At 45.5% G+C, this 25,986-nt stretch carries 25 protein-coding genes and 1 pseudogene; 19 read left to right on the top strand and 7 right to left on the bottom strand.

Annotation, left to right across the window (positions count from 1 at the left end):
- Positions 1-47 precede the first annotated feature (47 nt).
- Positions 48-1,313 carry an erythromycin esterase family protein gene (locus tag NFU07_RS10340; protein WP_251477721.1) on the bottom strand — a complete coding sequence of 422 codons (1,266 nt, stop codon included), beginning with the start codon at positions 1,311-1,313 and terminating at the stop codon, positions 48-50.
- Between the two features lie 89 nt (positions 1,314-1,402).
- A pseudogene (locus NFU07_RS10335) lies at positions 1,403-1,684 on the bottom strand (GNAT family N-acetyltransferase); the annotation flags it as partial.
- Between the two features lie 82 nt (positions 1,685-1,766).
- Here NFU07_RS10335 and NFU07_RS10330 point away from each other — a divergent pair.
- Complete coding sequence (locus NFU07_RS10330; protein WP_251477715.1) at positions 1,767-2,702, top strand: catalase family peroxidase; 936 nt, start codon at positions 1,767-1,769, stop codon at positions 2,700-2,702.
- A gap of 23 nt (positions 2,703-2,725) precedes the next feature.
- Here the strand turns inward: NFU07_RS10330 and NFU07_RS10325 are convergent, their stop codons facing one another.
- The 3 genes from NFU07_RS10325 to NFU07_RS10315 all read right to left on the bottom strand — a co-directional run bounded on the left by NFU07_RS10325 (position 2,726) and on the right by NFU07_RS10315 (position 6,388).
- Positions 2,726-4,105, bottom strand: a complete 1,380-nt coding sequence (locus NFU07_RS10325; protein WP_251478241.1) for a Glu/Leu/Phe/Val family dehydrogenase — start codon at positions 4,103-4,105, stop codon at positions 2,726-2,728.
- Between the two features lie 138 nt (positions 4,106-4,243).
- Positions 4,244-5,734, bottom strand: coding sequence for a glycine betaine uptake BCCT transporter (locus NFU07_RS10320; protein ID WP_235198024.1), 1,491 nt, complete (start codon positions 5,732-5,734; stop codon positions 4,244-4,246).
- A 96-nt stretch (positions 5,735-5,830) separates the two neighbouring features.
- On the bottom strand, positions 5,831-6,388 hold the full coding sequence (locus tag NFU07_RS10315; RefSeq protein ID WP_251477714.1) for an SLOG family protein: 558 nt from the start codon (positions 6,386-6,388) through the stop codon (positions 5,831-5,833).
- Between the two features lie 144 nt (positions 6,389-6,532).
- Between NFU07_RS10315 and NFU07_RS10310 the strand changes: the two genes are divergently transcribed.
- The 16 genes from NFU07_RS10310 (at position 6,533) to NFU07_RS10235 (ending at position 20,543) form a co-directional block, all read left to right on the top strand.
- A complete protein-coding gene (locus NFU07_RS10310) occupies positions 6,533-6,685 on the top strand; it encodes a YfhE family protein (RefSeq protein WP_251477712.1) in 153 nt (50 codons plus the stop codon).
- 158 nt (positions 6,686-6,843) lie between these two features.
- Positions 6,844-7,617, top strand: a complete 774-nt coding sequence (locus NFU07_RS10305; RefSeq protein ID WP_235198027.1) for an SDR family oxidoreductase — start codon at positions 6,844-6,846, stop codon at positions 7,615-7,617.
- 32 nt (positions 7,618-7,649) lie between these two features.
- Entirely contained in the window at positions 7,650-8,210 is a 561-nt protein-coding gene (locus NFU07_RS10300; RefSeq protein WP_251477709.1) for a TetR/AcrR family transcriptional regulator, read from the top strand.
- Positions 8,211-8,228: 18 nt separating this feature from the next.
- Complete coding sequence (locus tag NFU07_RS10295; RefSeq protein ID WP_251477707.1) at positions 8,229-9,116, top strand: 3-hydroxyacyl-CoA dehydrogenase family protein; 888 nt, start codon at positions 8,229-8,231, stop codon at positions 9,114-9,116.
- Positions 9,113-9,892 (top strand): enoyl-CoA hydratase, encoded by a 780-nt coding sequence (locus NFU07_RS10290; protein WP_251477705.1) that lies wholly within the window; start codon positions 9,113-9,115, stop codon positions 9,890-9,892. Before NFU07_RS10295 ends, NFU07_RS10290 begins: the two co-directional genes overlap by 4 nt.
- Positions 9,893-9,906: 14 nt before the next feature.
- Positions 9,907-10,314 (top strand): acyl-CoA thioesterase, encoded by a 408-nt coding sequence (locus NFU07_RS10285; protein ID WP_251477702.1) that lies wholly within the window; start codon positions 9,907-9,909, stop codon positions 10,312-10,314.
- Complete coding sequence (locus NFU07_RS10280) at positions 10,314-11,402, top strand: phosphotransferase family protein (protein ID WP_251477699.1); 1,089 nt, start codon at positions 10,314-10,316, stop codon at positions 11,400-11,402. Before NFU07_RS10285 ends, NFU07_RS10280 begins: the two co-directional genes overlap by 1 nt.
- The gene (locus tag NFU07_RS10275; protein WP_251477696.1) at positions 11,395-13,167 is read left to right on the top strand and encodes an acyl-CoA dehydrogenase family protein; all 1,773 of its coding nucleotides are present in this window, start codon (positions 11,395-11,397) and stop codon (positions 13,165-13,167) included. Before NFU07_RS10280 ends, NFU07_RS10275 begins: the two co-directional genes overlap by 8 nt.
- A 12-nt stretch (positions 13,168-13,179) precedes the next feature.
- Entirely contained in the window at positions 13,180-14,154 is a 975-nt protein-coding gene (locus NFU07_RS10270) for a quinone oxidoreductase family protein (protein ID WP_251477692.1), read from the top strand.
- An 18-nt stretch (positions 14,155-14,172) separates the two neighbouring features.
- Positions 14,173-15,114: an MBL fold metallo-hydrolase gene (locus tag NFU07_RS10265; RefSeq protein ID WP_251477689.1), complete on the top strand. Its 942-nt coding sequence runs from the start codon at positions 14,173-14,175 to the stop codon at positions 15,112-15,114.
- An 18-nt stretch (positions 15,115-15,132) separates the two neighbouring features.
- Positions 15,133-16,059 carry a ketopantoate reductase family protein gene (locus NFU07_RS10260; protein WP_251477685.1) on the top strand — a complete coding sequence of 309 codons (927 nt, stop codon included), beginning with the start codon at positions 15,133-15,135 and terminating at the stop codon, positions 16,057-16,059.
- A 95-nt stretch (positions 16,060-16,154) separates the two neighbouring features.
- Positions 16,155-17,885, top strand: a complete 1,731-nt coding sequence (locus NFU07_RS10255) for a carbon starvation CstA family protein (RefSeq protein WP_251477681.1) — start codon at positions 16,155-16,157, stop codon at positions 17,883-17,885.
- Between the two features lie 52 nt (positions 17,886-17,937).
- Positions 17,938-18,219, top strand: a complete 282-nt coding sequence (locus tag NFU07_RS10250; RefSeq protein ID WP_483879664.1) for a cory-CC-star protein — start codon at positions 17,938-17,940, stop codon at positions 18,217-18,219.
- A gap of 23 nt (positions 18,220-18,242) precedes the next feature.
- Positions 18,243-19,175, top strand: coding sequence for an ArsA family ATPase (locus tag NFU07_RS10245; RefSeq protein WP_235198036.1), 933 nt, complete (start codon positions 18,243-18,245; stop codon positions 19,173-19,175).
- Positions 19,176-19,180: 5 nt separating this feature from the next.
- Complete coding sequence (locus NFU07_RS10240; RefSeq protein WP_251477678.1) at positions 19,181-20,164, top strand: zinc-binding dehydrogenase; 984 nt, start codon at positions 19,181-19,183, stop codon at positions 20,162-20,164.
- A gap of 70 nt (positions 20,165-20,234) precedes the next feature.
- On the top strand, positions 20,235-20,543 hold the full coding sequence (locus NFU07_RS10235) for a DUF4870 domain-containing protein (RefSeq protein WP_251477676.1): 309 nt from the start codon (positions 20,235-20,237) through the stop codon (positions 20,541-20,543).
- 271 nt (positions 20,544-20,814) lie between these two features.
- Here the strand turns inward: NFU07_RS10235 and NFU07_RS10230 are convergent, their stop codons facing one another.
- On the bottom strand, positions 20,815-21,255 hold the full coding sequence (locus tag NFU07_RS10230; RefSeq protein ID WP_251478238.1) for a YtoQ family protein: 441 nt from the start codon (positions 21,253-21,255) through the stop codon (positions 20,815-20,817).
- A 54-nt stretch (positions 21,256-21,309) separates the two neighbouring features.
- Entirely contained in the window at positions 21,310-21,531 is a 222-nt protein-coding gene (locus tag NFU07_RS10225) for a transcriptional regulator (protein ID WP_251477674.1), read from the bottom strand.
- Positions 21,532-21,658: 127 nt separating this feature from the next.
- On the opposite strand from NFU07_RS10225, the gene NFU07_RS10220 reads away from it, so the two are divergent.
- The gene (locus NFU07_RS10220; protein ID WP_251477672.1) at positions 21,659-22,822 is read left to right on the top strand and encodes an exonuclease SbcCD subunit D; all 1,164 of its coding nucleotides are present in this window, start codon (positions 21,659-21,661) and stop codon (positions 22,820-22,822) included.
- Positions 22,823-25,915, top strand: a complete 3,093-nt coding sequence (locus NFU07_RS10215; RefSeq protein WP_251477670.1) for an SbcC/MukB-like Walker B domain-containing protein — start codon at positions 22,823-22,825, stop codon at positions 25,913-25,915.
- Positions 25,916-25,986 lie beyond the last annotated feature (71 nt).

The following is a 25,986-nucleotide window of genomic DNA, read 5'->3' as shown; positions in this document are numbered from 1 at the left end:
TGGATGCAAATTTCATAAAAAAAGGCAGACGCAAAGTCTGCCTTTTTCTACAGCACCGTATTTTCTACTCGGATAGGGGACAATGCTGTTGTATTTTCAATATAAATAAACGCATCATAACGTGTCGATAATTTGCTGGGGACATAATTTCCGCGTGCTTCAAATTCGGGATGGTAAACGACGCCAATCGCACGATGCCCAGCCCATTGATCAAAAGCTTTCCGATTCTGATCATTAAAAATGACGAATTGGTCGCCTGCGCCGGTACGGTGAAACAGCTCTTCCCATGAATGGATCCGGGCTGGCGGAACTTCCATGATTTGATGGGGTGCTCCCCAAGCTTCTGAGGCGATAACGCTGCCGGTATAAGTTCCAAATCCTAATGCGAAAACGTCCTCCGGGCGGTTCTGTTCACGGAGAACCTGTCCGACATTGATCATGCCGTCATTTTTCATATCCGTCGCCCGAGCGTCTCCGATATGGGTATTGTGTTCCCAAATAATGATTTTGGCATCGCGGCCGTGGTAATCACGGATTTCATTGATTGCTTCCACCATATGTTCGTCGCGGATATTCCAGGATACTTCTCCGCTTTGGACCATGGCCCGGTAATAGTCTTCTGCATTTTTTGTGACGAGCGCATTGATCTTCAAATTTAAATCATTTTCCCAATCATCTTTATAAAGCTCTTCGTTCGAGCGGATGGAGGAGAGGAGCTTGGAAACTTCCTCAACGCAGACAGTAGAAAAGCTTGCGTAGGAAATTGCATAATTTTCAGGTTCCCGGTTAAATGGCTCAAAACAGGAAAAAGCTTTTTTAGCTAATTCCAAATCACCGCCGGAAGGATTGGTATGAGTCAAATAATGGATGACTTCTTCCATCGACTCCCAAAGACTGTAGATATCGATGCCATAAAAGCCTGTTTTCTGCTCATTCCGGCTATTGTGTGCTTTCAGCCAGCCAATAAAGTCGGCCATCTCTTCATTTGCCCACATCCAAGTTGGCCAGCGGGTAAACGATTTGACAATTTCCCGTGCCTCTTTTTTCTCTTCTTTAAAGCCTTTAATATAACGGTTGACTTGTTGGGCAGATGGCCAATCACCTTCAACGGCAATTAACGTAAAGCCTTTTTCCTCGATCAGTCTTTTTGATAGTTCGGCTCGCACTTTATAGAATTCAGAAGTGCCATGGCTTGCTTCACCGAGCATCACGATTTTGGCATCGCCAATTGCTTCTAAAATTGGCGACAAGTTATCTGTGGAATCAAAAGGCTGCGCAAATTTCGCTATTGTTTCTTCAAGAGAGGTGTCCATGATGCCATCTCCTTTTTAACACTTTTCTTTTACTGTTCCCGGGTTTCTTAAGACAAAACAAAAACAACCGCTTTCACGGATGTTTCGGATTATTTTACAACAACGTCTTGGAAATCAGCTGTTTTTTCGATGACTCCTTGTGCGAATGGGCATTGAGGATCGATTTTCTTTCCTTCTTGCCGCGCATATTGGACGACTTGTTCAACAAGCTGTTTGCCGACCCCTTGGCCTTCAAGCTTTGGTGAAACTTCAGTATGGTCGACTGTGAGCACATCACCATCTGGAATATACGAAATGAATCCCAATTCTTCTGAGTCTTTCATGACCGTGAAGCGGTTATTTTCGTGTTTAAAGTCCATTAATAAATTCCTCCTTAAGTTTTTGTTCTTTTTGTATTCCCGTTATTTTTAAAACTAAGCTTATTTGGGTATATCGAATAAAAGGGGTGAGGGTATGGAAAAACCGCAATTGGCCGAAGTGGCCGTTAATCGGATTGAACGCGTATTCGGGGAACACCCGCTTTACCGCCGTGCACACGCACGCGGCGTCATTTACAAAGCAAAGTTTACAGCCAACGGAAATGCAGAAGGGTTGACCACTGCTCCGCATCTTCAAAAAGGTGAGGCAGAAGCATTTGTCCGCTTTTCCCACAGTTCACCGAATCCCGAATGGACGGATATCCTGTCGCCGGTCAAAGGGATGGCTGTCCAATTTAAATTGCCGAACGGTGAAGCGACAAATATTGTCGGCGTCAATGCACCCATATTTTTAGCACGGACTCCGTCTGTCTTCACGGAAATGCTCGGAGTGGTCAAATCATTTAAAGACGGGAAGCCCCCTTTGCGGGAATTGGCAAAACTGCTGATTAAATATCCGGAGAGCCGGGCCGCTATCAAGATTCTCAAAAAGATGCATGCACCTGTCAGCTTTGCGACCGGAATTTACTACTCCATTCACGCATTTTATTTTTTGAATCGAGAAGGCAAGCGGACACCCATCAAGTATGAATGGATACCGGATTCCGGAGTAGAAACTTTAGAAGCTAAAGATCTCGCGGAAATCCCTGCAGGTTATTATGAGCAGGAAATCGAAGCGCGCGTAAAGGCAGGGACCGCTGGTTTCCAGTTGGCTGTGGTTATTGGGGAGGCGGAAGATCCAACAGACGACCCGACAATCGAATGGCCGAAGGAGCGCCAGCGAATAATAGTGGGGCATTTAAGCATTGAAGGAATAGTGGAGCAGCTGGATGTTATGAAATTCGATCCGACCGTGATGGCTGAAGGGATTCGCTGTTCTGAAGATGCAATTTTAAACTTTCGAAAAGACGCTTATTCCATTTCCCATAACCGCCGAATCGCAGAAAAAAAGAAAACCGCTGAAGCCGATTGAAGGCTGCAGCGGTTTTATCATTTTTAGTAAAGTTTTCCTTGGCGATAAAGCACGGTTGAAAGTTTCTTTACCGAATGGATGTAGCAATTCTGCCGAAGGGGGAACGGATCGCCGAAAAATTGCGGATAAATGGCATCCATCGTTTCTTTCATCTTTTCGAGCAAGAGGCGGTAAACTTCCGCTTCTGTATAAAATTGCGTCTCCCGGCCTTGCAGCCATTCAAAGTAAGAAACAATCACACCGCCGGCATTGGCTAAAATATCCGGAATGATGATAACGCCTTGATTGCTCAAGTATTCATCCGCTTCTTGTGTGGTTGGGGCGTTCGCGCCTTCGATAATGATTTTTGCCTGGATGTCTTTCATATTCTCTTTATGGATTTGGTTTTCAAGAGCAGCAAGCAGTAAGACATCAACTGGCAAGGTAAGCAGCTCATCACGGCCTCTTATTTCTGCTTTGATAGTCGCCTGATCCAATTGTGCTGGGGTAGACGGCAAGTCTCCGCGATTACCCGCTGTAAATTCGATCAAAGCTGGAATATCCAAGCCTTCTTCGTTATAGAGTGTCACATTTCGGTCGCTTACTGCCACAATGCGGTTTTGGATTTCGGTGCTTTTGTAAGCTTCAAGCGCTGCCACGGATCCTACGTTCCCGAATCCTTGGACTGCCATTGTGAGGGGCCGGTTCGCATGCGCCAGTGCAGTCGCCGCAAACACATTATCCGAGCTAGCAAGCATTTGTTCATTGGCTTTTAAATAATCATTCATCAAATAGCGGAAAGTGAAATAGACGCCTTTCCCTGTTGCTTCTCTGCGCCCCAGCGACCCGCCGTTAGCAACACTTTTTCCTGTGAAACTGCCAAGATAGGCTTGGCCATAATGGACTTTTTTGAACTCGGCCATCATCCAGTCCATTTCGCGTTCTCCAGAACCGACATCAGGGGCTGGGATGTCTTTATCCGGTCCGATCTCATCTGAAAAATAGCGGACGTATTTCCGGCAGATCAGGTTTAATTCCTTTTCGGAATACTCGCGGGGGTTAATGACGATTCCGCCTTTGCCGCCTCCGAACGGCACATTGTGCAAGGCGTTTTTCAAAGTCATCAGAAAAGCCAAGTTGATGACTTCATCTTCATTGACGCTTTCATGAAAACGGATCCCGCCTTTATACGGTCCGAGCGCGTCGTTGTGATGGACGCGAAAAGCAGGGATTCGGACTACGCTTCCATCGTCTAATGGGATGCGCAAGAACGATTTGTGGATTTTATTCGGCGTAGAAAGGATAGCGCTCAATGAAGTGAAAGCCTGTTTCCTCATTTGTCCTTGAAGTTCGGGTAAAAATTTATCGCTTTCGAGCAATGCATTCAATGAGCCTTGGATAATCGTGCGCGTTTGTTCTTCCATGGCTGAAACACCTCCGTTAAATTGATCTTGCAATTAATGGCCATCCTAAAAGGCGATGGCGCTTCTCCATTCGTGCTATACCCGTATCCACCAACTACTATGCAAAAAACGCCTTCCTATTAAGGAAGGCGCTTCACATTATTTTTTGGGTTTAGGAAGTTTCAATTCCGCATTCAATGCCTTGAATAAGGCGATGACCATGAGAATCATGACGACAGAGAAAGGCAATGCGGCGACAATAATCGTATTTTGGACAGCTGTCAATCCGCCAACTGATAGTAGGATTGCGGCAACCAGCGATTGTGCAATGCCCCAAAGAACTTTGATCTGGTTGCTTGGAAGCAGCGAGCCGTTCGTCGATTGCATGCCGAGTACGAATGTTGCTGAGTCAGCAGAAGTGATGAAGAATGTACTGACGAGCAAAATTGCAAATAGGGACATAACAAAGCCAAGCGGCATTTCACTGAACATCGCAAATAAGGTCTGTTCCGTCGGGAAGCCGGTCAAATCAATTCCACTTTTCTGGATATCGATGGCCGTCGTACCGAATGCTGCAAACCAGAAAGAACCGAAGATGGTTGGCACTAACACCACGCCAATCAGGAACTCCCGGATAGTCCGGCCTTTTGAAACTCGGGCGATGAACATACTGACGAAAGGCGCCCAAGAAATCCACCAAGCCCAGTAGAAAATGGTCCAGTCATTTAGCCATGAGCGGTTTTCCGCATCAAGCGGTGCTGATTGGAAGCTCAAGCTGATCAAATTCTGGATGTAATGGCCGAATGTCTCGGTGAACAAATTTAAAATGAGCAAAGTCGGACCCAGCACAAGAACTAGGATTAACAGAATAACAGCCAGCACCATATTGGTATTGGACAGGTATTTAATCCCTTTATTAAGCCCGGACCAAGCCGAAATGACAAACAAAACAGTCACGACGGCGATAATCAGAAGTTGGAACCACGGTTCATCCGGCGCACCGAAAAGATAGGTCAATCCGCCGTTAATTTGAGCAGCGCCAAAGCCGAGGGAAGTCGCTACGCCGAAAACGGTAGCGAAAACAGCAAGAACGTCAACTAAGGTTCCAAGTGGACCTTCCATTTTCTTGCCGAAAATCGGCTTCAGTGTTGATGAAATTAACGCAGGTTCTCCTTTTCGGAACTGGAAAAAGGCGAGTGATAATGCAATGAGCCCGTACATCGCCCATACATGGATTCCCCAATGGTAATAAGTGCGTTCCAATCCTTCTTTAAAAGCGGCATCTGTTCCGACTTCAGCAGTTGCGGGTTGAATTGCAAAATGGCTGAGCGGTTCTGAAGCGCCGTAAAATACAAGGCCGATCCCCATTCCGGCAGAAAACAGCATGGAAATCCATGAAAGAGTAGAGAATTCGGGACGGTCGGTATCTTTCCCCAACCGTATTTTTCCGTAGGGGCTGATAACAATGACAAATACAAAGATCAGAAGCAACGCCATCAGCGTCAAATAATACCAGCCGAAATTGGTGCCGATAAATGTCCGTATGTTGCCTGTGACTTTTTCAAAAATTTCAGGTGCAAATACACCGGATAATACAGTTAAAATGACTAATGCGAATGTGATATAGAATACTCTTGAAGCTTTCTTCATAATTCCTCCTTTGATCTTTTGTATAGCATAGTTATTAAGGGTATCGAAGTTCGTCACCTTCGTCAACCTAGCGGCTGCATGTTGAAGTATTCAAACTTATTCCCATTCATTCATTTGTTCTTCTTCTGCAACAACTCTTAAGTCGTCCGCTGTAATGGTGAAAACTTGATAATCATTTTTTTCAGCATAGCTCTCGGCTTCTTTTTTAGTGAACTTCGGAGAGCCGTCCATTTCTTCGTCGTAGACAATCAGCATGCCATCCGAGTTGCGGAGGAAGAATTTATTTTTCTCAATGAATTGCCACGGCGCCTCGTAAGGGCGGTTCGTTAAACTGCGATGGAAGTCAGCCATTTCAAGAATCATCTGGTATTTCTCTTGTTTCGCTTCGTTCCATCTTTTTTCCTGATCGAGAAAAGGCGTAAGCACCGCATATTTCAAATCAGGGAATTCTTCCTTTAAGTCCAACACCACTTCGGCCGCCCAAGTCTCCACGCCAAGCTGCCCGCTGATGATGACCCATTCCAATCCTTCGTCGATAAGTACGCGCAATTGGTTTTCCAGCGCTTTTTTAATAAAACGGATTCCTGGGTTTTTGTCATCGAATATCCCGAGCTCATGCTGTTTATAGCCGGTGATGGCTAAACGTTTTAACATAGGACACCTCCTTTCTTTTTGGATTATATTCTTTCATTTTACCGTATTTGAAGTCTTGCCGGCGAGTCATATCGTTTCTGTGGTTTAGACCGAAATAGACCGGGAAAAGAAATAATAATTCACATCCAGAAAGGAGCAGTAATTATGGCAGAAGAAAAACAGCCGCATGAAAAGTTGGCGGACAAGGAACTGAACGTAAAAGCAGCTCAGGAAGTGCATTACCAAGAGGAGTTCAAGAAAGCGGACAAAGTTGCTGAAGATCAGAAGCAAGATCAAGATAAAACATCAGACAAATGAGAAGGAAGAGCCGGTAGCGAGCAGAAATCTGCATGCATCGGCTTTTCTTCTTTTAGTTAACCTTTTCTGCATCTTGCTTTATTAAAATGAAAACGTTACCATAAATTTAAGTATTCTGAACATACTAACTAGTTAGTATAAAATAAGGGGGAAATGGAATGAATGTAATGGATCTTTTTAAGCTGGATGGGAAAACGGCAATCGTAACTGGGGGAGGAAGAGGATTAGGCGCACAAATCGCCGAAGGCTTTGCGGAAGCAGGCGCCAATGTAGTGGTCTGTTCACGGAAAGTCGAAGCTTGTAAAGAAATCAGCGAAAAGTTAAAAGAAAAAGGCGTGAAATCATTGGCCTTGGCATGCGATGTGACAAATCCGGAAGATGTTAAAAATGTGGTTCAAAAAACTTTGGAAGAATTCGGCTCAATTGATATTTTAGTCAATAATTCAGGTGCTACTTGGGGAGCGCCTGTACTTGAAATGCCGCTGGATGCTTGGGAGAAAGTCATGAACGTTAACGTTACCGGAACATTTTTGATGAGCCGGGAAGTGGGCGAAACGATGATCAAACAAGGCAGCGGGAAAATCATCAACATCGCATCCGTTGCCGGGCTAGGCGGAATCGACCCGAGATTGATGGATACAATCGGCTACAACACAAGTAAAGGAGCAGTCATCACTTTTACGAAAGATTTAGCAGCGAAATGGGGCCAGTTCAATATTAACGTCAACGCATTAGCGCCAGGATTTTTCCCGACGAAAATGTCGAAGGTTTTAATTGAACAGGGAGGCGATCGTTTGCTTGATCAGACACCGCTAAACCGTTTTGGCACAGAAGAGGACTTGAAAGGCGCAGCGTTATTCTTAGCCTCTAAAGCTTCGGATTACATTACGGGCGATGTGGTTGTTGTTGATGGAGGCATGCATGTGCTGTAAGGAAAGCCGATCAGAGATTGTGAGGAAATAGCATGAAAGAAAAAATCATTGAAGAAAGCATTCTGCTATTTGAAAGGAAAGGATTCAGTGAAACCTCCATTCAAGATATTGTGGAAGCCATCGGAGTAACGAAAGGAACTTTCTACTATTATTTCTCCAGCAAAGAGCAATTGCTAATGGACATCCATTTAGGATATATCGACGATTTGCTTGAGCGCCAAGCGGCTATACATAAAACTGCTGCGAGCAATCAGCAAAAGCTCAAACAAATGGTGCAGCTCCTCATCGCCGATATTAAAGATCACGGTCCGAGCGGCAGAGTGTTTTTTAGGGAAATGCGCCATTTGGCAGAGGACAACGCAGGAGCTGTAAAAGCGAAGCGCGAAGAGTTTCGGATCAATATTGAAAACCTGCTCACCGAAGGGATTGAAGAAGGCGAATTCCGAAAGGACATAAAGCCTGATATGACGGCTTTTGCAGTGCTTGGCATTACCAATTGGAGCTATCAATGGTTCAATCCGGCTGGAGAAGTATCTGCTGAAAGCCTGGCTGAAATATACAGTGATTTAATTTTAAATGGGATTACGCACTAACCAAAAGGGGATGAGCAAGTGGAAAATCTTCATATCAATAAAATCTGCGTAGTCGGTGCTGGCCAAATGGGCCATCAAATTGCCATGTTATGCGCTTTGGGCGGATATCAAACGGCCCTTCAGGATTTGAAAGAAGAAGCGTTGGCGAAAGCGGAAAGCGGCTTGGACATGTTAATGGGGCAGTGGGTACGAAAGGGGAAAATTACTGAGCAGCAAAAAGCAGAAGCTTTTGGCAGGCTATCGATTACTACAGATTTAAAAAAAGCGGCAAGTGATGCAGATTATGTCATTGAAGCTGCCGTTGAAAAGTTGGAAGTGAAGCGCGAGATCTTCAAGCAATTAGATGAAATTGCACCGAAACACGCGATTCTTGCTTCGAATAGTTCAACAATCGTCAATTCATTAATTGCAGAAGCAACAACTCGTCCGGAAAAAGTATGCAATATGCATTTCTTTTTCCCGCCGCTTGTCATGGATTGCGTTGAAGTGGTCATGAGTGAAAAAACTTCAGAAGAAACGGCCCAAACAGCCATGGCAGTTTGTGAAAAAATTGGGCGGACGGGCGTCTTGCTGCGGAAAGAGATTTCCGGATTTGTAGCAAACCGGATTTTGGGGGCATTGCAAAAAGAAGCGATGCATTTATATGAAGAAGGCATTGCCGACTTTAAAGAAATCGATTTAGTCATCAAAAAAGCGCTGCGGCATCCAATCGGCCCATTCGAATTGATGGATTTGTCGGGGCTTGACGTTGCTTATTACGTTATGCAGCAGCAATATGCGGAAAGCGGCAATCCAGAAGATAAGCCCCCTGCGTTTATCGAAGAGAAAGTAAAGGCTGGAGAGCTCGGCAGAAAAACTGGAAAAGGATTTTACGATTATGGGGAAAAGGGAGTCGAAGCGCCATGACAGCAGTTTTACAAGTAGAGAAAACAGAGGGCTATGCCATTATCACAATTGATAATCCGCCGATGAATGTCATCAGCAACCAAGTATTTAAAGAACTTGACGAAGTATTCGCCGGACTTGGGGTGGATGAGGAGGTCAATGCAGTTATTTTAACCGGACAAGGCGAAAAGGTGTTTGCGGCCGGGGCGGATATTAAAGAGTTTCCGCTGCTGATAGGACAAACGGGCATTCAAGAGACTTTCCTGGAAACGCATGCGATTTTGCACCGGATCGACCAATTTGAAAAGCCGGTGATTGCGATGCTGAACGGGCTTACGTTAGGCGGCGGCTGTGAATTGGTGCTGTGCTGCGACATTCGGATTGCAGAAGAACATGTTCAGATCGGCTTGCCGGAAATCACACTTGGCCTTTTTCCAGGCGGCGGGGGGACCCAGCGTTTGCCGCGCTTGATTGGTGAAGCGAGAGCGAAAGAAATGATGTTCACAGGTGAGCCGGTGACAGCCGAAAAAGCTGAGAGAATCGGCTTGGTCAATCGCGTTGTTCCAAGTGGGGAAGGCATGGAGATAGCCAAAAAAATGGCGAAGCGGTTTGGCCGATCTTCTATGCCAGCTTTAACGTTCATCAAGCAAGCGGTTGATAAAGGACTGGAACTTCCACTCGAAGAAGGCACTAATCTTGAAGCGGCCTATTTTGAGAAAGTCTTCCAAACCGAAGATGCAAAAGAAGGGGTCCGGGCATTTATCGAAAAAAGAAAGCCCGCATTTCAAAACAAATAGGGAGATGGAGAACTGTGGCGCATGAATTGGCAGTGAAAGTGCGGTTTAGTGAAACAGATGCACTTGGACATATTAGCAATATCAGCTATTTTATCTATTTGGAAGAAGCCCGCATCGAGTTTTTTAAAGCGTTGGGATTTGATATGGATATCGCGAAATGGAAAGTCATTATGGCCTCAGCCAAATGCGATTTTATCAGTCAAGGCTTTTTCAATCAGCAATTGAAAGTAATTTCTGCAGTTAGTAAAATCGGCAACTCAAGTTTTTCAATCGTTCATCGGATAGAAGATGCAAATACCGGCCAATTGATCGCTAAAGGGGACGCAAGTGCTGTCCATTTCAATTTTGAAACCCAGAAAAGTGAAAGTTTGCCGGACGACATCCGCAGCCTGCTGGAGAAACATCTGGAGGAGGGAGTCTAATGGCAAAACACGAAAACGGCGTGATCCAAGTCAGGTCCGGTGAAGAGCTGGACCGTGCAAAACTCTCAGAATTTCTCCACACGCATATCGATGGGTTGCAGGAAGGCGAGTTGGAAATCCAACAATTCGGCGCTGGCCACTCCAATTTGACTTATGCACTGTCAATAGGCAATTGGGAAGCGGTGCTGCGCAGGCCGCCGCTCGGTCCCTTGGCGCCGAAAGCCCATGATATGGAACGGGAATTCCGCATTCTTTCTTCTTTGCATGAAGTATTCCCTGCAGCGCCGAAACCTTTTGTTTTTTCGGATGACGAAGCGATAGTCGGCAGCCCTTTTTTTATCATGGAGAGACGGCATGGCCAAGTGATCGATACGGAGTTTCCGGAAGGAATGGAGCCGTCGGAAGAACTGGGTAAAAAAATTTCAGAGCTGATGGTCGATATGCTCGTAGAATTGCACGCCATTGACTATACAAAAACGTCACTCGCAGAACTGGCTAAACCCGATGGCTTCATGGAACGCCAAGTATCGGGCTGGACTCAGCGTTATGAACGGTCAAAAACCGATGACATTCCGGAAGTGGAGGCATTAGCAGAGTGGATGCAGGCACATATGCCACTATCTCCTGCTCCCACCGTCATTCACTACGATTTCAAGCTCAACAATGCACTGTTTTCAGATGATTTCACAAAAATCACCGGCTTATTCGACTGGGAAATGACGACAGTTGGCGACCCGCTCGCTGATTTAGGAGCGGCGATGGGCTATTGGATTGAAAAGGATGATCCCGAACTGTTGAAAAAAGGATTTGGCAAAGCTCCAGTAACGGTGCTGCCAGGCTTTTATACACGCCAAGAATTTATCCGGCGCTATGCAGAAAAAAGCGGCCGGGATGTTTCAGCGATGCATTTCTATTTGACGTTTGCTTATTTCAAACTGGCAGTCATTTGCCAGCAGATCTATTACCGTTACCGGAACGGACAGACGAAAGATCCCCGTTTTGCCCACTTCGGAGAGTTTGTGAAGAGCCTAATGCAACATGCGATGGCCACTGCCCAAAATAATAAAAGGAGCGATTTCGATGGATAGACACACAATCACTTACCGAGGAGCAAGTTTTCTGTACCAGCCTTCCGAAGCGGAAACGGTTTTTACGCCAGAAGATTTTACAGAAGAGCATAAAATGATTGCCAAAACCGCGAAGCGTTTTCTAGAAAGCAAAGTTCGGCCAGTCAATGAAGAAATTGAAAGCCAGGATTTTGAATTGGTTCAATCGCTTCTTCGGAAGGCGGGTGAACTTGGATTGTTGGCTCACAGTATTCCTGAAAAATACGAAGGCCTCGGTTTGGATAAAATCAGCAAAGGGTTGGTCGGAGAAGTGCTCGGCCCAGCTGGAGGATACGGGGTTGCCCACTCCAACCATACTTGCATCGCAACGTTGCCGATCACTTATTTCGGCAGCGAAGAACAGAAGAGGAAGTATTTGCCGAAACTCGCTTCAGGTGAATATATCGGCGCTTACTGCCTGACAGAACCGAATGCGGGATCTGATGCTTTAGCGGCTCAGACGGTCGCTAAGTTAAATGATGCAGGCAGCCATTATCTATTGAATGGCACCAAAATGTTCATCACTAATGCGGCATTTTCCGATACTTTTATCGTTTATGCAAAAGTGGATGGCAAGCATTTCACCGCGTTTATCGTCGAAAAGGATTTTCCGGGGTTATCGCTAGGTGCAGAAGAACAGAAAATGGGCATCAAAGGATCTTCGACGCGGGCCGTGATATTCGAAGATTGCGAAGTCCCTGTCGAGAATTTATTGGGTGAGATTGGAAAAGGACATGTCATTGCATTGAATGTATTGAATCTGGGACGCTATAATTTGGGGTCTGCCACAATGGGCGCGGCAAAATATGGTTTGGAACTGGCCTTGAAATATACGAAAGAACGCCGGCAATTTGGCAAGGCGATTGCAGAATTTACAGCCACTCAAGAAAAAATTGCAGATATGGCAATCCGGATTTATGCATCTGAATCGCTGCAATACCGGACGGCTGGATATTTGGAAGAGGCATTAGGCGATTTATACGATTCACCTGATACCGCATTGACCGCGAAGCGCTTGATGGAATATGCCACTGAATGTGCAGTTTGCAAAGTCTATGGATCTGAAACGCTGGATTATGTAGCGGATGAAGCCCTCCAGCTGCACGGAGGCTATGGATTTATCAAAGAATATAAAATTGAACAGATGTACAGGGATTCCCGCATTAACCGGATATTCGAAGGGACCAATGAAGTCAACCGCCTTATGATTCCAGGGAATTTGCTAAAAGCGTATGGTAAGGGACAGGTTGATTTAGAAGAATTGATCAAACAGGCGGTAGCAGAAATTCGAGCGCCTAAAGTGGGGTCAATCGGCATTATTTCCCGGGAAATTGAAGCGGTGCATGCGATGCGGAGAGTGTTCTTGCTATGTACAGGACTCGCTTTTAAAAATTATGGTCCAAGCATGAGCGAAGAGCAGGAAGTGCTGATGAAATTGGCGGATATCGGTTTGCATTTATACGCAGCAGAATCGGCAGTTTTGCGTACAGCAAAAGCTATAGCGCGGGATGGGGAAGAAAAGCATGCTTTAAAGGTGGATTTAACAAAAGCGTTGATCGACGACTCGCTTCTTGAAGTGGAGATGGCGGCACGCAAAATGATGCAAGCGACCGTTTCCGAAAAGACGGTACATGATTATGTCTTGATGGTTACTGGGGAACTTAGCCGTTTGCAGCGCTCGTGCGGCATTCAGACGAAGCGGAGCATTGCCGGGAAGATGTTGGAAGCAGAACAGTATATCTCATAAGGGGGAAATTTTTTGAAACAGATCAAGTTTGAGCAGTACGGCGGGCCGGAAGTTCTTGAATGGGTGGAAACAGAAAAACCGGAGCCGGCAGCAAATGAAGTCTTAATAGAGGTCAAAGCCATTGGCGTCAATTATGCAGATACAGCACGTCGTGAAGGGAAATACGTTGTACCGACCAAGCTGCCTTATGTGCCCGGTTCAGAAGTGGCAGGGGTGATTGCTGCTGTTGGTGCGGAAGTCAAACATTTCAAAGAAGGAATGCGCGTCGTCGCTTTGATTGAATCGCATGGCTATTCGGAATACGTCGCTGTCGATGAACGGATTTTAACGCCTGTTCCGGACGATGTCGATTTTGAACAGGCAGTGGCATTGCCTTTGCAAGGCTTGAGCGCTTACCATGTGTTAAAAACGATGGGCCGTTTGGAAACAGGAGAAACCGTTTTGATCCATGCGGCGGCAGGGGGAGTGGGAGCGATTGCTGTCCAACTGGCTAAAATTTTCGGAGCAGGGAAAATCATTGCGACAGCCAGTACAGAGGAAAAATTGGCACATGCAGAAAAAATGGGAGCTACTGATCTGGTGAATTATTCTGAGGAAGGCTGGGTTGACAAAATCAAGGAAATTACCGGTGGAAAAGGCGTAGACGTCGCTTTGGAAATGGTCGGCGGCGAAGTGTTCAACCAAACCGTAAAATGCCTTGCACCTTTTGGGCGGCTGGTTATTTTCGGTGCGGCAAGCGGTGAACAAGCAAGTTTCCATCCGGGGCAGTTAATGAAAAGAAACCAATCTGTCATCGGCTTTTTCCTGCCGCAAATTATGCGGAAACCTGAACTTTATCAACAGAGTTTCAAGGAATTGCTGGAATACATGAAGAACGGCCAGTTGGAGCTGACAATCGGCGGAACCTATCCGTTAGAAGAAGCGGCAGAAGTGCATAAATTGCTGCAAGGAAGACAGACGATCGGCAAATTGGTATTGAAGCCTTAGCGGCAGAGGAGAGATTGGATGCTGGAGAAATTAGGGGTCGAATCCATTCGACTGGATCTTCCTTTCAGGTTGAATCATGTAAATTGTTTTATGGCAGAGTCGGAAAATGGTTGGACTATCATCGATGCCGGATTAAATAATAGCGAAACGAGAGAGTTTTGGGATGAGCAAATCGGCAATAGACGAATAGAGACCATTTTCATTACGCATTATCATCCGGACCATTTCGGCTATGCGGGCGGATTGCAGGAAAAAACCGGCGCGCAGCTGCGGATGTCGAAAATTGATGCGGAATTAGGAAGCGTTTCCTGGAAACCTGAATTTATGGAAACGATGCCGAACCAGTATAGCGCTTCTGGAGTGCCAGTGGAAATGGCGAAGAAGATGGTGCAGAATACAGTGAATTTCCAGCAGCTGGTCAATCCTTTGCCAAAAATCGATCATTATTTGGTGGAGGGGGAGCGGATTCAGATTGGAAGATACGAATACGAAGTAATCCATACACCGGGACATTCGGATGGCATGGTCTGTTTTTATAATAAAGAAAAAAATGTGTTGTTTTCTGCAGACCATATCTTGCCGAAAATCACACCGAATATCTCCTATTGGTTCCACGGCCAGGAAAATCCCTTGGCTTTGTATTTAGCGTCTTTAGAAAAAATAAAGCAATTGAATGCAGATTTTGTCATTCCTTCTCATGGAAAACCGTTTTACGGGGCAAATGAACGGATAGTAGAATTGATAAAGCATCATGAAGCACGATTGGATGAAACAAAAGAAGTGCTCGAAGCGCCTTCTACGGTCTTCCAAATATGCGAACGCCTCTTTAAACGTTCGCTGACTGTCCACGAAATGCGTTTTGCAGTAGGGGAAACGCTGGCGCATCTAGAATTTCTGCGGCATAGCGGGGAATGTGTTCGAAATCGAGATCAGAATGCTTGGATTTATGAAAGAAACTAGTAATTGAGGTGTAGTGATATGAAAATATTAGTAGTTGGAGCCGGCGCAATTGGCGGTTATTTTGGCGGCCGTTTACTTGAAAAAGGGGAAGATGTGACTTTTCTTGTCCGGGAGAGAAGAAAGCGGCAGCTTGAAGAAACCGGACTGAATATCGAGAGTATCAATGGCGATGTGCATTTGATGCCGAAATTGATCACGAAGGAAGAACATATTGAGGAGTTTGATATCGTCCTTGTTTCCACAAAATCCTATCAGCTGCAAGCGGCAATTGATGATCTCGGGCCATTTGTTAAGGAAGGTACAATGGTGCTTCCTTTACTGAACGGCATTGCCCATATTGATGCTCTTGTAGAAGCGTTTGGAGAAGAAGCCGTTCTTGGGGGACTCTGCTTTATCGAGAGTACGCTTGACGAAAAAGGCACTATCGTACAAGCAAGCTCGATGAACCAATTGGTTTACGGGGAACGGAATGGAAAAAAATCCGAACGCATCAATCGCTTGAAAGAAGTATTTGAGGGGACGAAAGCCGATTTCGTGTTAAGCTGCAATATCAATCAAGAGATGTGGCATAAATATTTCTTCATTACAGCGATGTCCGGCATCACTTCAATGATGGAGTCTCCAATTGGGCCTATCCGCGAACTGGAAACCGGGCAGCGGACCATCGCCGCATTCATGGAAGAGCTTGGTGCTATCATGAAGCGAATTGGCGCACCTATTAAAGACAATATTGTGGAAGAGCAGCTAGCAAAGTTAAATATGATGGCGTATAGCATGAAAACGTCCATGCAGCGGGATATGGAAAAGGCACAGCCGATTGAAGCGGATCATTTACAAGGCTATCTGTGGAAAAAAGGAAAAGAAGCAAAAGTGGAAACGCCGATTCTGGAAACGATTTATACAAAACTGCTCCTTTATCAAAAGAAGTTAGAAAAAATAGAATAATCTGTTTTAGTCGTTTACAACCTGATGCTACTTCTTTATGCTTGAATTACAAGAGTTTTCTTTTCTTGTAAAAAATAGAGAAGGGGTTGAAGTATTTGAATGCAATCGCACTTGCTGCCATCGGAATCTTTATTTTCATCTTAGGTTATCGCTTTTATTCAAAATTCGTAGCAGAAAAGATTTTCCGGTTGGATCCTAATTATGTAACACCCGCTCATCAGTATAATGATGGGGTAGACTTTGTTCCGACAAATAAATTTGTTTTATGGGGACACCATTTCACCTCAGTAGCCGGGGCTGCTCCTATCCTTGGGCCGGCCATCGCAGTTTATTGGGGATGGCTGCCTGCCGTTCTATGGGTCGTATTAGGAACAGTATTTGCAGCCGGCGTCCACGATTTTGGAACGCTTGTATTATCTGTAAGGAACAAAGGGCAGTCGGTCGGTACCTTAGCCCACCGCTTGATCGGACAGCGAGGAAAAGTCCTATTTCTATTCATCATTTTAATCCTCGTTCTTATGGTCAATGCGGTATTCGCCTGGGTCATCGCCAACTTGTTCATTTCTTATCCTGCAAGTGTGCTTCCAGTCTTTATCCAGATCCCACTGGCGATTTGGATTGGACACGCCGTCTATAAACGAAATAAGAAAATGCTGGTGCCATCACTGGTTGCTTTGGCTGTTATGTATATCACAGCTATCGTCGCCAGCCAAGTCAGCTTTTTGCAAATTGATTTGGTCCAATACATGGGAGGCGAAAACGGCTCAGGGCTATTCGGCCTCGGTTCCATTTCAACAGCTTTTTTTATCTGGATCATCGTTTTGATGATATACGTTTATATCGCTTCGACTTTGCCGGTATGGAAGTTGTTGCAGCCACGCGACTTTATCAACTCACACCAATTGGTAGTGGGCCTTGGCATCCTGTATTTAGGGCTGCTGTTCACTAACCCGGAAATAACAGCTCCAGCAACTAATCCGGACGCAGACATTTCCTGGTTCCCGCTGCTGTTCATTACCATCGCTTGCGGCGCCATTTCCGGTTTCCACGGACTAGTATCATCCGGGACTTCCTCCAAGCAATTGGATAAAGAAACGGATGCCCGTTTTGTCGGGTATTTAGGAGCTGTCGGAGAAGGGATTCTTGCGCTCGTATCCATTATTGCGGTCATCACTTTATTCCCGGATAGAGAATCTTTCTTTGCGACCTACAGCAGCTTTACGGCGGCGAATGGTGCAGGTTTGGGCTCGTTCATTGAAGGGGCGACGTCACTCGCACATGGATTGCTGATTCCAAATGACGTGGCTTCGACGATTGTATCGATTATCGTTGTCTCTTTTGCTGCAACGACGCTCGATACTTCCGTGCGTTTGATGCGCTACATCATCTCAGAGCTTGGCGTCGAATATAAATTGCCGGCTTTGGAGAAAAAGCATGTAGCGACGACAATCGCAGTGGTAGCCAGTGCGTCACTTGTACTTCTTCCGGAAGGGCCGAATGGTTTTGGTTCAGGAGGATACTTGCTATGGCCGTTGTTTGGTACTTCCAACCAGTTATTAGCAGGAATCAGTTTGCTTCTGATCGCAATTTGGCTGAGGAAACTCGGAAGGAATTATATTGTGGTCATCATCCCGATGATTTTCTTGATGTTCATGACGCTCTGGGCGATGTTCCAGCAGGTCTTCCTGCAATGGGCCTGGTACGCGGACCAACCGAATACGCTGCTCTTCGTGTTTGGCGCCATCATTTTCGTTTTCACAATGTGGATCATTTTGACGGCGGTCCAAGTATTAAGCAAAAAAGCAGATCCTGATTTTAAGGAATAATCGTATAGTAGCACATCCAAGGGGGCATGGGAAAATCTATGCCCCTTTATTTATACATAAAAGGAGGTGCAAAAAAATGCTTGATAAAGTGAAAAAGCTCATCGCTTTTTACGAAGAAGTATTAGAGTTGCCGCACCGTACTGAAATTGCACGCGAGTTGAGAGATGAAGATGATTTATTTCTTTTGATGCTGTATTCCGAGATGATCGGCATTCCTAATCCAGTCTATTACTATACGTTAGAGTTGTATCCGTATATGATCGAGCAATTCCATGATTGGCATCTGCGGATGGGCATGGAAAAATCGCCGCTTACAGGGATTCGCTGCTGTTAGTTTTTGAGGAAAGAGGGAAACGAATGGATGTATTGACGAAAAACATTATTTTTGTCGGCGGCAAAGGAGGCGTGGGGAAATCCACATCTGCCGCTGCCATTGCCTGGACGGCAGCTAAAAACGGCCATAAGACTTTATTGATTTCCACAGATCCTGCCCATAATGTCGGCGATATTTTTGATGAAAAAATCGGCGGCAAAACAAAAGAACTGGCGCCGAATCTATTTGCTCTTGAAATTGATCCGGAAATTGAAACGGAAAAATACATCAAGAGCGTTAAAGACAATATCAAAGGAACGGTCCATTCCAGCATGATGGAAGAAGTGCACCGGCAGCTTGATACGGCAAAAGCCTCTCCTGGAGCAGATGAAGCGGCTTTGTTTGATAAATTGATCCATATCATCTTAGAAGAACGCGAGCATTACGACAAATTGGTATTTGACACAGCCCCTACCGGCCATACGATTCGGCTGTTGACATTGCCTGAATTGATGGGAGTATGGATTGAAGGACTCCTGCAAAAGCGCCGCAAGACCAATGAGAATTACAGCCAATTATTGAATGACGGAGAGCCGCGGGAAGACCCGATTTACGATGTGCTCCGAGAACGGCAAATACGCTTCGGCAAAGCGCGGGAAATTCTTCTTGATGAAGCGGAAACCGGTTTTATTTTCGTGCTGAATCCGGAACGCCTGCCCATTCTGGAAACGCAAAAAGCCGTGGAGCTTCTGCATAAATACCATCTGCATGTCAAAACCTTGATCATCAATAAAATCTTGCCGGAAGAAGCGGATGGCGAGTTTCTCAAAGAACGCAAAAAGCACGAATCACAGTATTTGAAAATGATTGAAGAACATTTTAAGAACCAGCAGTTGATTCGCGTGCCATTGTTTTCAAAAGACATTGTCAGCAAACAACAATTGGAGATATTCAGTGGACATTTCATGAAAGGGTGAAACGAGTGAAAGCATTTGTGATTGAATCGGGAGAACTTAAGCTCAAAGAAATGGAAGAACCGAAGGCAAAAAAAGGCGAAGTGGTGGTAGCGCTTCGGGCAGCTGGCTTGAATCGGCGTGATTTAGGACTGACTAAAAGATGGGGGAATAAACCGGAAGCCTTGATTATCGGTTCAGACGGGGCGGGGGTTATTGAAGCAGTGGGGGAAGGTGTTAAAGACTTTAAAGTTGGAGATGAGGTCATCATCAACCCGGCTCTCCGATGGTACGACAATAGCGCGGCCCCACCAAAAGGCTTTGATATTCTCGGAATGCCGGACCACGGGACATTTGCCGAAAAGATCGCTTTATCGGCAGAGCAAGTCGAGAAAAAGCCTGTCCACTTGAGTTGGGAAGAAGCGGGCTCGCTGGCTTTGGCTGGACTGACAGGCTACCGTGCACTTTTTACAAAAGGCGGCATTTTGGCAGGGCAAACTTTATTCATTCCAGGGGCAGGAGGCGGAGTAGCGACGTATTTGATCCAATACGCCAATAATGTAGGCGCGCGTGTCATCGTGACTTCCCAGAGTGAAGAAAAGAGAAAGCGGGCGCTGGAACTTGGAGCAGATTTAGCGATTGATTCCAATAGCGATTGGGAAAAGGAGTTGGCAGAAGAAACGATTGATCTTGTCATTGACAGTGTGGGACGTGCAACGTTCAACCGATCACTTGACGTGCTGAAATTAGGCGGGCGCATTGTCATCTTCGGTGCGACGACAGAAGACAATGTAGATTTCAATTTGCGTAAATTTTTCTATGGCCAATATCAGTTATTCGGCTCCACCATGGGCAGCCGGGAAGAACTGCGGAACTTGCTTGTACACATGGAAAAGTTTGATATGCATCCGATTGTGGACCGGGTCTTTCAGTTGGAAGAGGCCCAGCAAGCTTTCGACTATCTCGCAGAAGGCAAACAATTCGGCAAAGTGGTCTTGAAAATAAATTCTTGATAATTTTTGAAACCATTCATCTCCTAAGCCGTATAATAAAGTAATAGAAAAAAGACTGGAGATGAAATTTATGCAAAACACAGGGATGAAAATTCTTGTTCACGCAAGCGCGTTTTTCGCACCATTCTTAGTGCCGTTTATCGTGTTCCTTGTATCAAATGATGAAGAAGTGAAAAAGCTGTCCATTCAAGCGTTGTTGTTCCAATTGGTGATGGGTGTCCTTCTATTTGTTTCAAGCTTATTGGTTATCGTCCTGATTGGTATTCCGATGCTGATTGTTCTTGGAATCGTTACATTGATCGTACCGATTTTGGGTATTATCCGTGCATTGAACAACGAAAGATTCGATTACCCGATCGTCGGCATGTGGTATCGCTAAAAAAGTCCCTTAGGGGGCTTTTTTTATTGAGCTGAAATGGGTTTTGAGGCGAGATTTTTCAGGTTGCGCGCGTTCAGAGGAAAATGTGCGCGTTCAATGAGAAATGCGCTCGCTCGTGGAGAAATGCGCGCGTTCAACGAGAAATACGCTCGCTCAGAAGAAAATGCGCGCGTTCATCAAATTTCAGCGCCGCGCCAGAACGGCAGGCCGATAAAATTAGCCAAAAACAAGAAAACCTATCCGCCAACATGCGCGGATAGGTTTTTAATAGCTATTCAAAAATATAGGATAAAGCTTTGATCGCCTGGTCGACGGTTTCAACAGTGGCATTCGCTTTTTGCGACAATTCTTTCAGCGGATGGTGAAGCTTTTCGGGGCGGATCAGAATAACGGGCTTGCCGGAAGCGATGGCAGAACTCGCATCCATCGCCGTATTCCATTGTTTGTACTGTTCGCCGAATAACGCGATGACGAGATCCGCTTTATGCATCAATATGCCAGTCCGGAGATTGTTGAAACTCGAAGCGGCTGCGTCTTTCAATACGGCATTCGGCTGTTCGCCTAAAATTTCTTCGCCGATATTGTCCGAGCGGTCGTGGTCTTCCATCGGACCGACAAAGTCGAGCGGCAAATCCAAAGCAAGGGATTTCTTTTTGATTTCTTCACGCCAAGAGCTGTGGATTTCTCCAGCAAGGTAAACGGTCAATCTCATTTTCAATTCTTCCCATAATAGACTTTTGTTCCAGTCTATCATAGTTGGAAGCCTTCAGATGATCAGGCGTTCTTTTTGTGTTACCGGTATCAATGAAAGCACATTCTCCATTTTGAACGTGCGTTTCTTGTGCCGGAGAAAGCAATAGGCTTGAAAAGTTTCACCGCTGACTTTTAAAATCTTGACGCGCCGTTTGCTGATGGTGCCATCATTTGCCATATACATCATGTCCACAAGCTGCTGATGCTTAAATGCTTTAAGTATCTGTGCTTTCATCGTTTTCACTCCCTTTATAGAACGTTTGTTCTTATTATATCTCACAAGATTAAGAGAAACAAGCAATGTGTTTTCGTGTATAATGGAACGAACATATATTCTTTTATTCGAAGGAAGGAGCTTTTTTATGAAGTTTTTCCACACTGCCGACTGGCATTTAGGAAAGCTGGTCCAAGGCGTTTATATGACCGAAGACCAACGCCACGTACTCGATCAATTTATCGGAGCCATTGAACAAGAACGGCCGGATGCTGTCATTATTGCAGGGGATTTGTATGACCGTGCCGTTCCGCCGACAGACGCCGTCAACCTTTTGGATGAAGTGCTGGCGAAAATTGTCTTGGAGCTGAAAACGCCGGTTTTTGCTGTAGCTGGAAACCACGACAGCCCGGGCCGCTTGAATTTTGGCAGCCGGTTAATGAGAAATAATGGGATTCACATTGTCGGAAAAATGAGTGCAAACTTGGAACCCGTCGTTCTGCAGGATGCGTTTGGGCCGATACATGTCCATTTGATCCCCTACGCCGATCCGTCCCAAGTCCGCTACTCTTACGATAACCCTGAAATTCGTTCGCATAATGATGCGATGAAAGCCATTACCGAAAAAATCGCCAGCACACTGGATCAGGGCGCACGCCATATAGCAGTTGGGCATGCGTTCATCACGCCGCACGGGGAACCGGAGGAGAATACGAGTGATTCAGAACGCCCTTTATCGATCGGGGGAGCTGAGCATGTTGCTGCGGAGCATTTCAATCCGTTCCATTACACAGCGCTTGGCCATTTGCACCAAGCCCATTATGTTTTGAATGAAACCGTGCGTTATGCAGGATCACCTATGAAATATTCAATTTCAGAAGAGCATCACCAAAAAGGGTTTTTGGTAGTAGAGATGGATGAAGCTGGTGCTGTTTCTGTTGAAAAGCGGTTGCTCGAACCGAAAAGAGACCTTCGGACAGTGGAAGGGTTTATGGAAGAGTTGCTCAAGCATGAAGTGAATGAGGACTACGTCTACGTGAAATTGCTCGATGAGACACCGATTTTATATCCAATGGAGAAAATCCGTTCCGTCTATCCGAATGCTATGCACGTAGAACGCAAACATTTCGGGCAAGCTTCGAAACAAAGCGATTCAGGTTCGCGCCGGGAAATGAACCCAATGGTATTATTCAACGCCTTTTATGAAGAAGTGAAGGGCGAAAGAGCTTCGGAAGAAACAGAAGCGATTTTCAAAGACGTGCTGCAGGAATTTCTGCGGGAAGAAACTGATGAGAAAGAAGGGGTAAAGTAAATGCGTCCCTTAAAATTAAAACTGACAGCCTTTGGCCCTTATAAGCACACGGAAACCATTGATTTCGCCGATTTGAAAGGCAATCAATTATTCGTCATTTCTGGAAGTACGGGATCTGGGAAGACGACCATCTTTGACGGAATTTGTTTTGCGCTCTACGGCGCTGCCAGCGGTTCTGATCGTGCCGAGACGCGGAATCTGCGAAGTGATTTTGCAGAAGACGGGACCCACACCTGCGTCGAAATGGAATTCGAGATACATAGGAAAGTCTACCGGATTCTCCGGCAGATGGGCCATGTGAAGAAAGGCAACAAAAGTGCAACAGGCGAAAAATATGAGTTTTTTGAAGTGACGGATAAAGGCGAAGTACCCTGTGTAGAGCGCCAGATTGTGTCGGAAATCAACCGCCGCGTCGAAGAGATCATCGGCTTGTCACAAAATCAATTTAGCCAAATCGTCATGCTGCCTCAAGGTGAGTTCCGGAAACTCCTAACTTCTGAAACAGACAATAAAGAAGAAATCCTCCGGAAAATATTCAAAACCGAACCGTATAAAATGATCAGCGAGCGCTTAAAGCAGCGGAAAGAGGCTGCCGCTAAAGCTTACCAATACGAAGAGCATACGCTTGCAAGCCTGATCAATGGGATTGCATCCGTCTTGCCGCAAAGGGATTCTGAACTATTCGAACTGTTAGAGCGCGAGCATTTCAACGTCAATCAAGTGCTGCATGCGCTTGGGCATGAAGCTGTCTACTACAATGAGAAAGCAGTAAAAGACGAACAAGCTTATTTGGCTGCCTACGAGCTTCATAACGGCAAATTAGAAGGCTTCCACGAAGCGAAGAAATGGAACGACCGCTTGCAGGAACTCGAAGAAAAAAATAAACGCTTAGAAGTGATGAAAGAACGTTTGCCGCAAATCACTGATCAAGAAATGCGATTGCAAAAGGCGGAGCGTGCCGGCCTGATTGAAGGGACAGAAAACCTATTCAAGGAATTGCAAGCTAACGAAATCACCAAGGAACAATCGCTTGAAAAAGCGGTTGACGATGAGTTTCGTACAAGCGAACAATTGAAAAATGCAGAACACGCTTTTTCAATCGAACAAGGCAAAGAAAGAGAACGGGAAGAGATAAGCCAGCGACTGATTCAATTGGAAAACATCCTTCCCGCAGTACGTGAAATCGACGGCAAAAAACAGGAATTAAAAGCAATGGAAGCAGCCGCTGCTGAGGCACAAAAGAATTTGTCGGAAGTGGCTGCGAAATTCCAATTGGAAAAAGAGGCACATCAACAGCTTGGCGAAACGATTTCAGCTTTGGAACAGAAACTGGAGCCTTTTGATTCAAAAAACACCGAATTGAATTCGCTGAAAGAGCGGAGCCGTATTCTACAAGAATTGCTTGCTGCAGAAACAGACTGGCAGACCCAGCAGCGGATCCAACTGTTAAAAGAACAGCGATTCAAAGAATTGGACGGCTCTTATCAAGCGTTGGAAAATAGCTGGTTAGCCAATCAAGCCCAAATTTTAGCTGCTTCTTTGCATGACGGCGAAGCGTGTCCGGTATGTGGAAGCACCGAGCATCCACAAAAATTTTCAGCATTGCATCATACAGCAGTCACAAAAGAAGAATTGGATGCGGCAAAAGCGGAATTCAGCCAAGCAGACGGAGAATACCGGAATGCAGCCGCCAAATTGAATGCCTTGGAAGAGCAATTGTTTTTGAAAAAAGAAAGAGCAGCCCAGTTTGGGGGCGTTCTGGAAGGTGCGTCTACGGCATACGAAGAAACAGAAGAGAAGAGAAAAGCGTTAGAACTTGAAGTAGCAGCCTTGTCGGCGGATAAAAAGCAGCTTCGTTCCTTGAAAGAACAACTTAATCTCCACACGGAAAAACTGGCTACTTTAGAGGCTGGCAAAACAGCGGCTGCGGAAAAAGCGCAGCAAGTAGCCGCATCTTATCAGACAGCAATTGCTGTTTTTGAACAAAGTTTAGTGGCCATTCCGGAAGAACTGCGGAATTTAAGTGTTCTAGAAAAGAAAATCCAGAACGAAAAATCCTTGAAAACCCAATTGGCAGAAGCCTGGGAAAAAGCGCAGCAGCAATTGCAAGAAACAAAAGAACGCCAGGCAGCAGCGGTGATCACCGTCAAACATACGAAAGAAGCGGCCGAAGAAATCAAATTGAAAAAAGAAAAGGCCGAACATCAATTCAAAGAAGTGCTGAAGAAGTCGGATTTTGGATCAGAGGAAGCGTATCAGCAAGCTAAATTATCCGAACAGCAGCAAGCGGCATTAAAAAATAAAATTCAGGAATTCAAACAAACCCATTACACATTGATCGAGCAAGTGAAGGAATTAGAAGAGGCACTGGCAGGTAAAACACGAGCAGATTTGCCTGGAATGGAAGCTGAACTCATGAGTTTGAAGCAAATCTATGAAGATTCCTTGGCAACGTGGAACCGGGCGAAAGAATCCCGGCTCCAGATCAGCCAGCTGTCAGCGAATATTTCTAAAGCCTATGGGCAAGCTGCTGAAATAGAAAAGCAGATGAACCGGGTCGCCGATTTATATGACATGGTCCGCGGACAGAATCAGTTGAAAATCTCGTTTGAACGCTATTTGCAGATTGAATACTTGGAGCAAATTATCCATTCGGCGAATGAGCGTTTGAAGAATCTATCCAATGGCCAGTTTTACTTGATCCGCAGTGACCGCCAGGAAGCACGAGGCAAACAAAGCGGCCTCGGGTTGGACGTTTATGACGCCTATACGGGGCAAACGCGCGATGTGAAAACTTTATCGGGCGGCGAAAAATTCAACGCTTCGCTTTGTTTGGCACTTGGCATGGCAGATGTTATCCAAAGTTTCCAAGGCAATGTAGCCATCGATACGATGTTTATCGATGAAGGCTTTGGTTCGCTTGATGACGAGTCGTTGAATAAATCAATCGACACGCTGATTGATCTCCAAAAATCCGGCCGCATGATCGGTGTTATTTCACATGTCCAGGAGTTAAAAGCGGCGATCCCTGCAATTCTGGAAGTGAAAAAGTCGAAAGAAGGATTCAGCCAAACGAAGTTCGTCTTAAAATAATTGAAATAGAGAATGGATCCTGGAGCACCGATTGTTTAAAGCCCTCCGGTTTAGTGAATGTTAAAGATAAC

This window comes from Planococcus sp. NCCP-2050 (genome assembly GCF_023708025.1).
Classification (GTDB): domain Bacteria; phylum Bacillota; class Bacilli; order Bacillales_A; family Planococcaceae; genus Planococcus.
This window is presented reverse-complemented; position numbering and strand designations above follow the sequence as displayed.

What these genes read in the sequence shown, in the direction of transcription:
- NFU07_RS10315 (WP_251477714.1), bottom strand. Translation starts at nt 6,388, where the DNA reads ATGTTAAAACGTTTAGCCATCACCGGCTATAAACAGCATGAGCTCGGG.
- NFU07_RS10230 (WP_251478238.1), bottom strand. Translation starts at nt 21,255, where the DNA reads ATGAGATTGACCGTTTACCTTGCTGGAGAAATCCACAGCTCTTGGCGT.
- NFU07_RS10340 (WP_251477721.1), bottom strand. Translation starts at nt 1,313, where the DNA reads ATGGACACCTCTCTTGAAGAAACAATAGCGAAATTTGCGCAGCCTTTT.
- NFU07_RS10225 (WP_251477674.1), bottom strand. Translation starts at nt 21,531, where the DNA reads ATGAAAGCACAGATACTTAAAGCATTTAAGCATCAGCAGCTTGTGGAC.
- NFU07_RS10290 (WP_251477705.1), top strand. Translation starts at nt 9,113, where the DNA reads ATGACAGCAGTTTTACAAGTAGAGAAAACAGAGGGCTATGCCATTATC.
- NFU07_RS10305 (WP_235198027.1), top strand. Translation starts at nt 6,844, where the DNA reads ATGAATGTAATGGATCTTTTTAAGCTGGATGGGAAAACGGCAATCGTA.
- NFU07_RS10215 (WP_251477670.1), top strand. Translation starts at nt 22,823, where the DNA reads ATGCGTCCCTTAAAATTAAAACTGACAGCCTTTGGCCCTTATAAGCAC.
- NFU07_RS10245 (WP_235198036.1), top strand. Translation starts at nt 18,243, where the DNA reads ATGGATGTATTGACGAAAAACATTATTTTTGTCGGCGGCAAAGGAGGC.
- NFU07_RS10300 (WP_251477709.1), top strand. Translation starts at nt 7,650, where the DNA reads ATGAAAGAAAAAATCATTGAAGAAAGCATTCTGCTATTTGAAAGGAAA.
- NFU07_RS10330 (WP_251477715.1), top strand. Translation starts at nt 1,767, where the DNA reads ATGGAAAAACCGCAATTGGCCGAAGTGGCCGTTAATCGGATTGAACGC.
- NFU07_RS10275 (WP_251477696.1), top strand. Translation starts at nt 11,395, where the DNA reads ATGGATAGACACACAATCACTTACCGAGGAGCAAGTTTTCTGTACCAG.
- NFU07_RS10325 (WP_251478241.1), bottom strand. Translation starts at nt 4,105, where the DNA reads ATGGAAGAACAAACGCGCACGATTATCCAAGGCTCATTGAATGCATTG.
- NFU07_RS10310 (WP_251477712.1), top strand. Translation starts at nt 6,533, where the DNA reads ATGGCAGAAGAAAAACAGCCGCATGAAAAGTTGGCGGACAAGGAACTG.
- NFU07_RS10220 (WP_251477672.1), top strand. Translation starts at nt 21,659, where the DNA reads ATGAAGTTTTTCCACACTGCCGACTGGCATTTAGGAAAGCTGGTCCAA.
- NFU07_RS10235 (WP_251477676.1), top strand. Translation starts at nt 20,235, where the DNA reads ATGCAAAACACAGGGATGAAAATTCTTGTTCACGCAAGCGCGTTTTTC.
- NFU07_RS10260 (WP_251477685.1), top strand. Translation starts at nt 15,133, where the DNA reads ATGAAAATATTAGTAGTTGGAGCCGGCGCAATTGGCGGTTATTTTGGC.
- NFU07_RS10320 (WP_235198024.1), bottom strand. Translation starts at nt 5,734, where the DNA reads ATGAAGAAAGCTTCAAGAGTATTCTATATCACATTCGCATTAGTCATT.
- NFU07_RS10265 (WP_251477689.1), top strand. Translation starts at nt 14,173, where the DNA reads ATGCTGGAGAAATTAGGGGTCGAATCCATTCGACTGGATCTTCCTTTC.
- NFU07_RS10280 (WP_251477699.1), top strand. Translation starts at nt 10,314, where the DNA reads ATGGCAAAACACGAAAACGGCGTGATCCAAGTCAGGTCCGGTGAAGAG.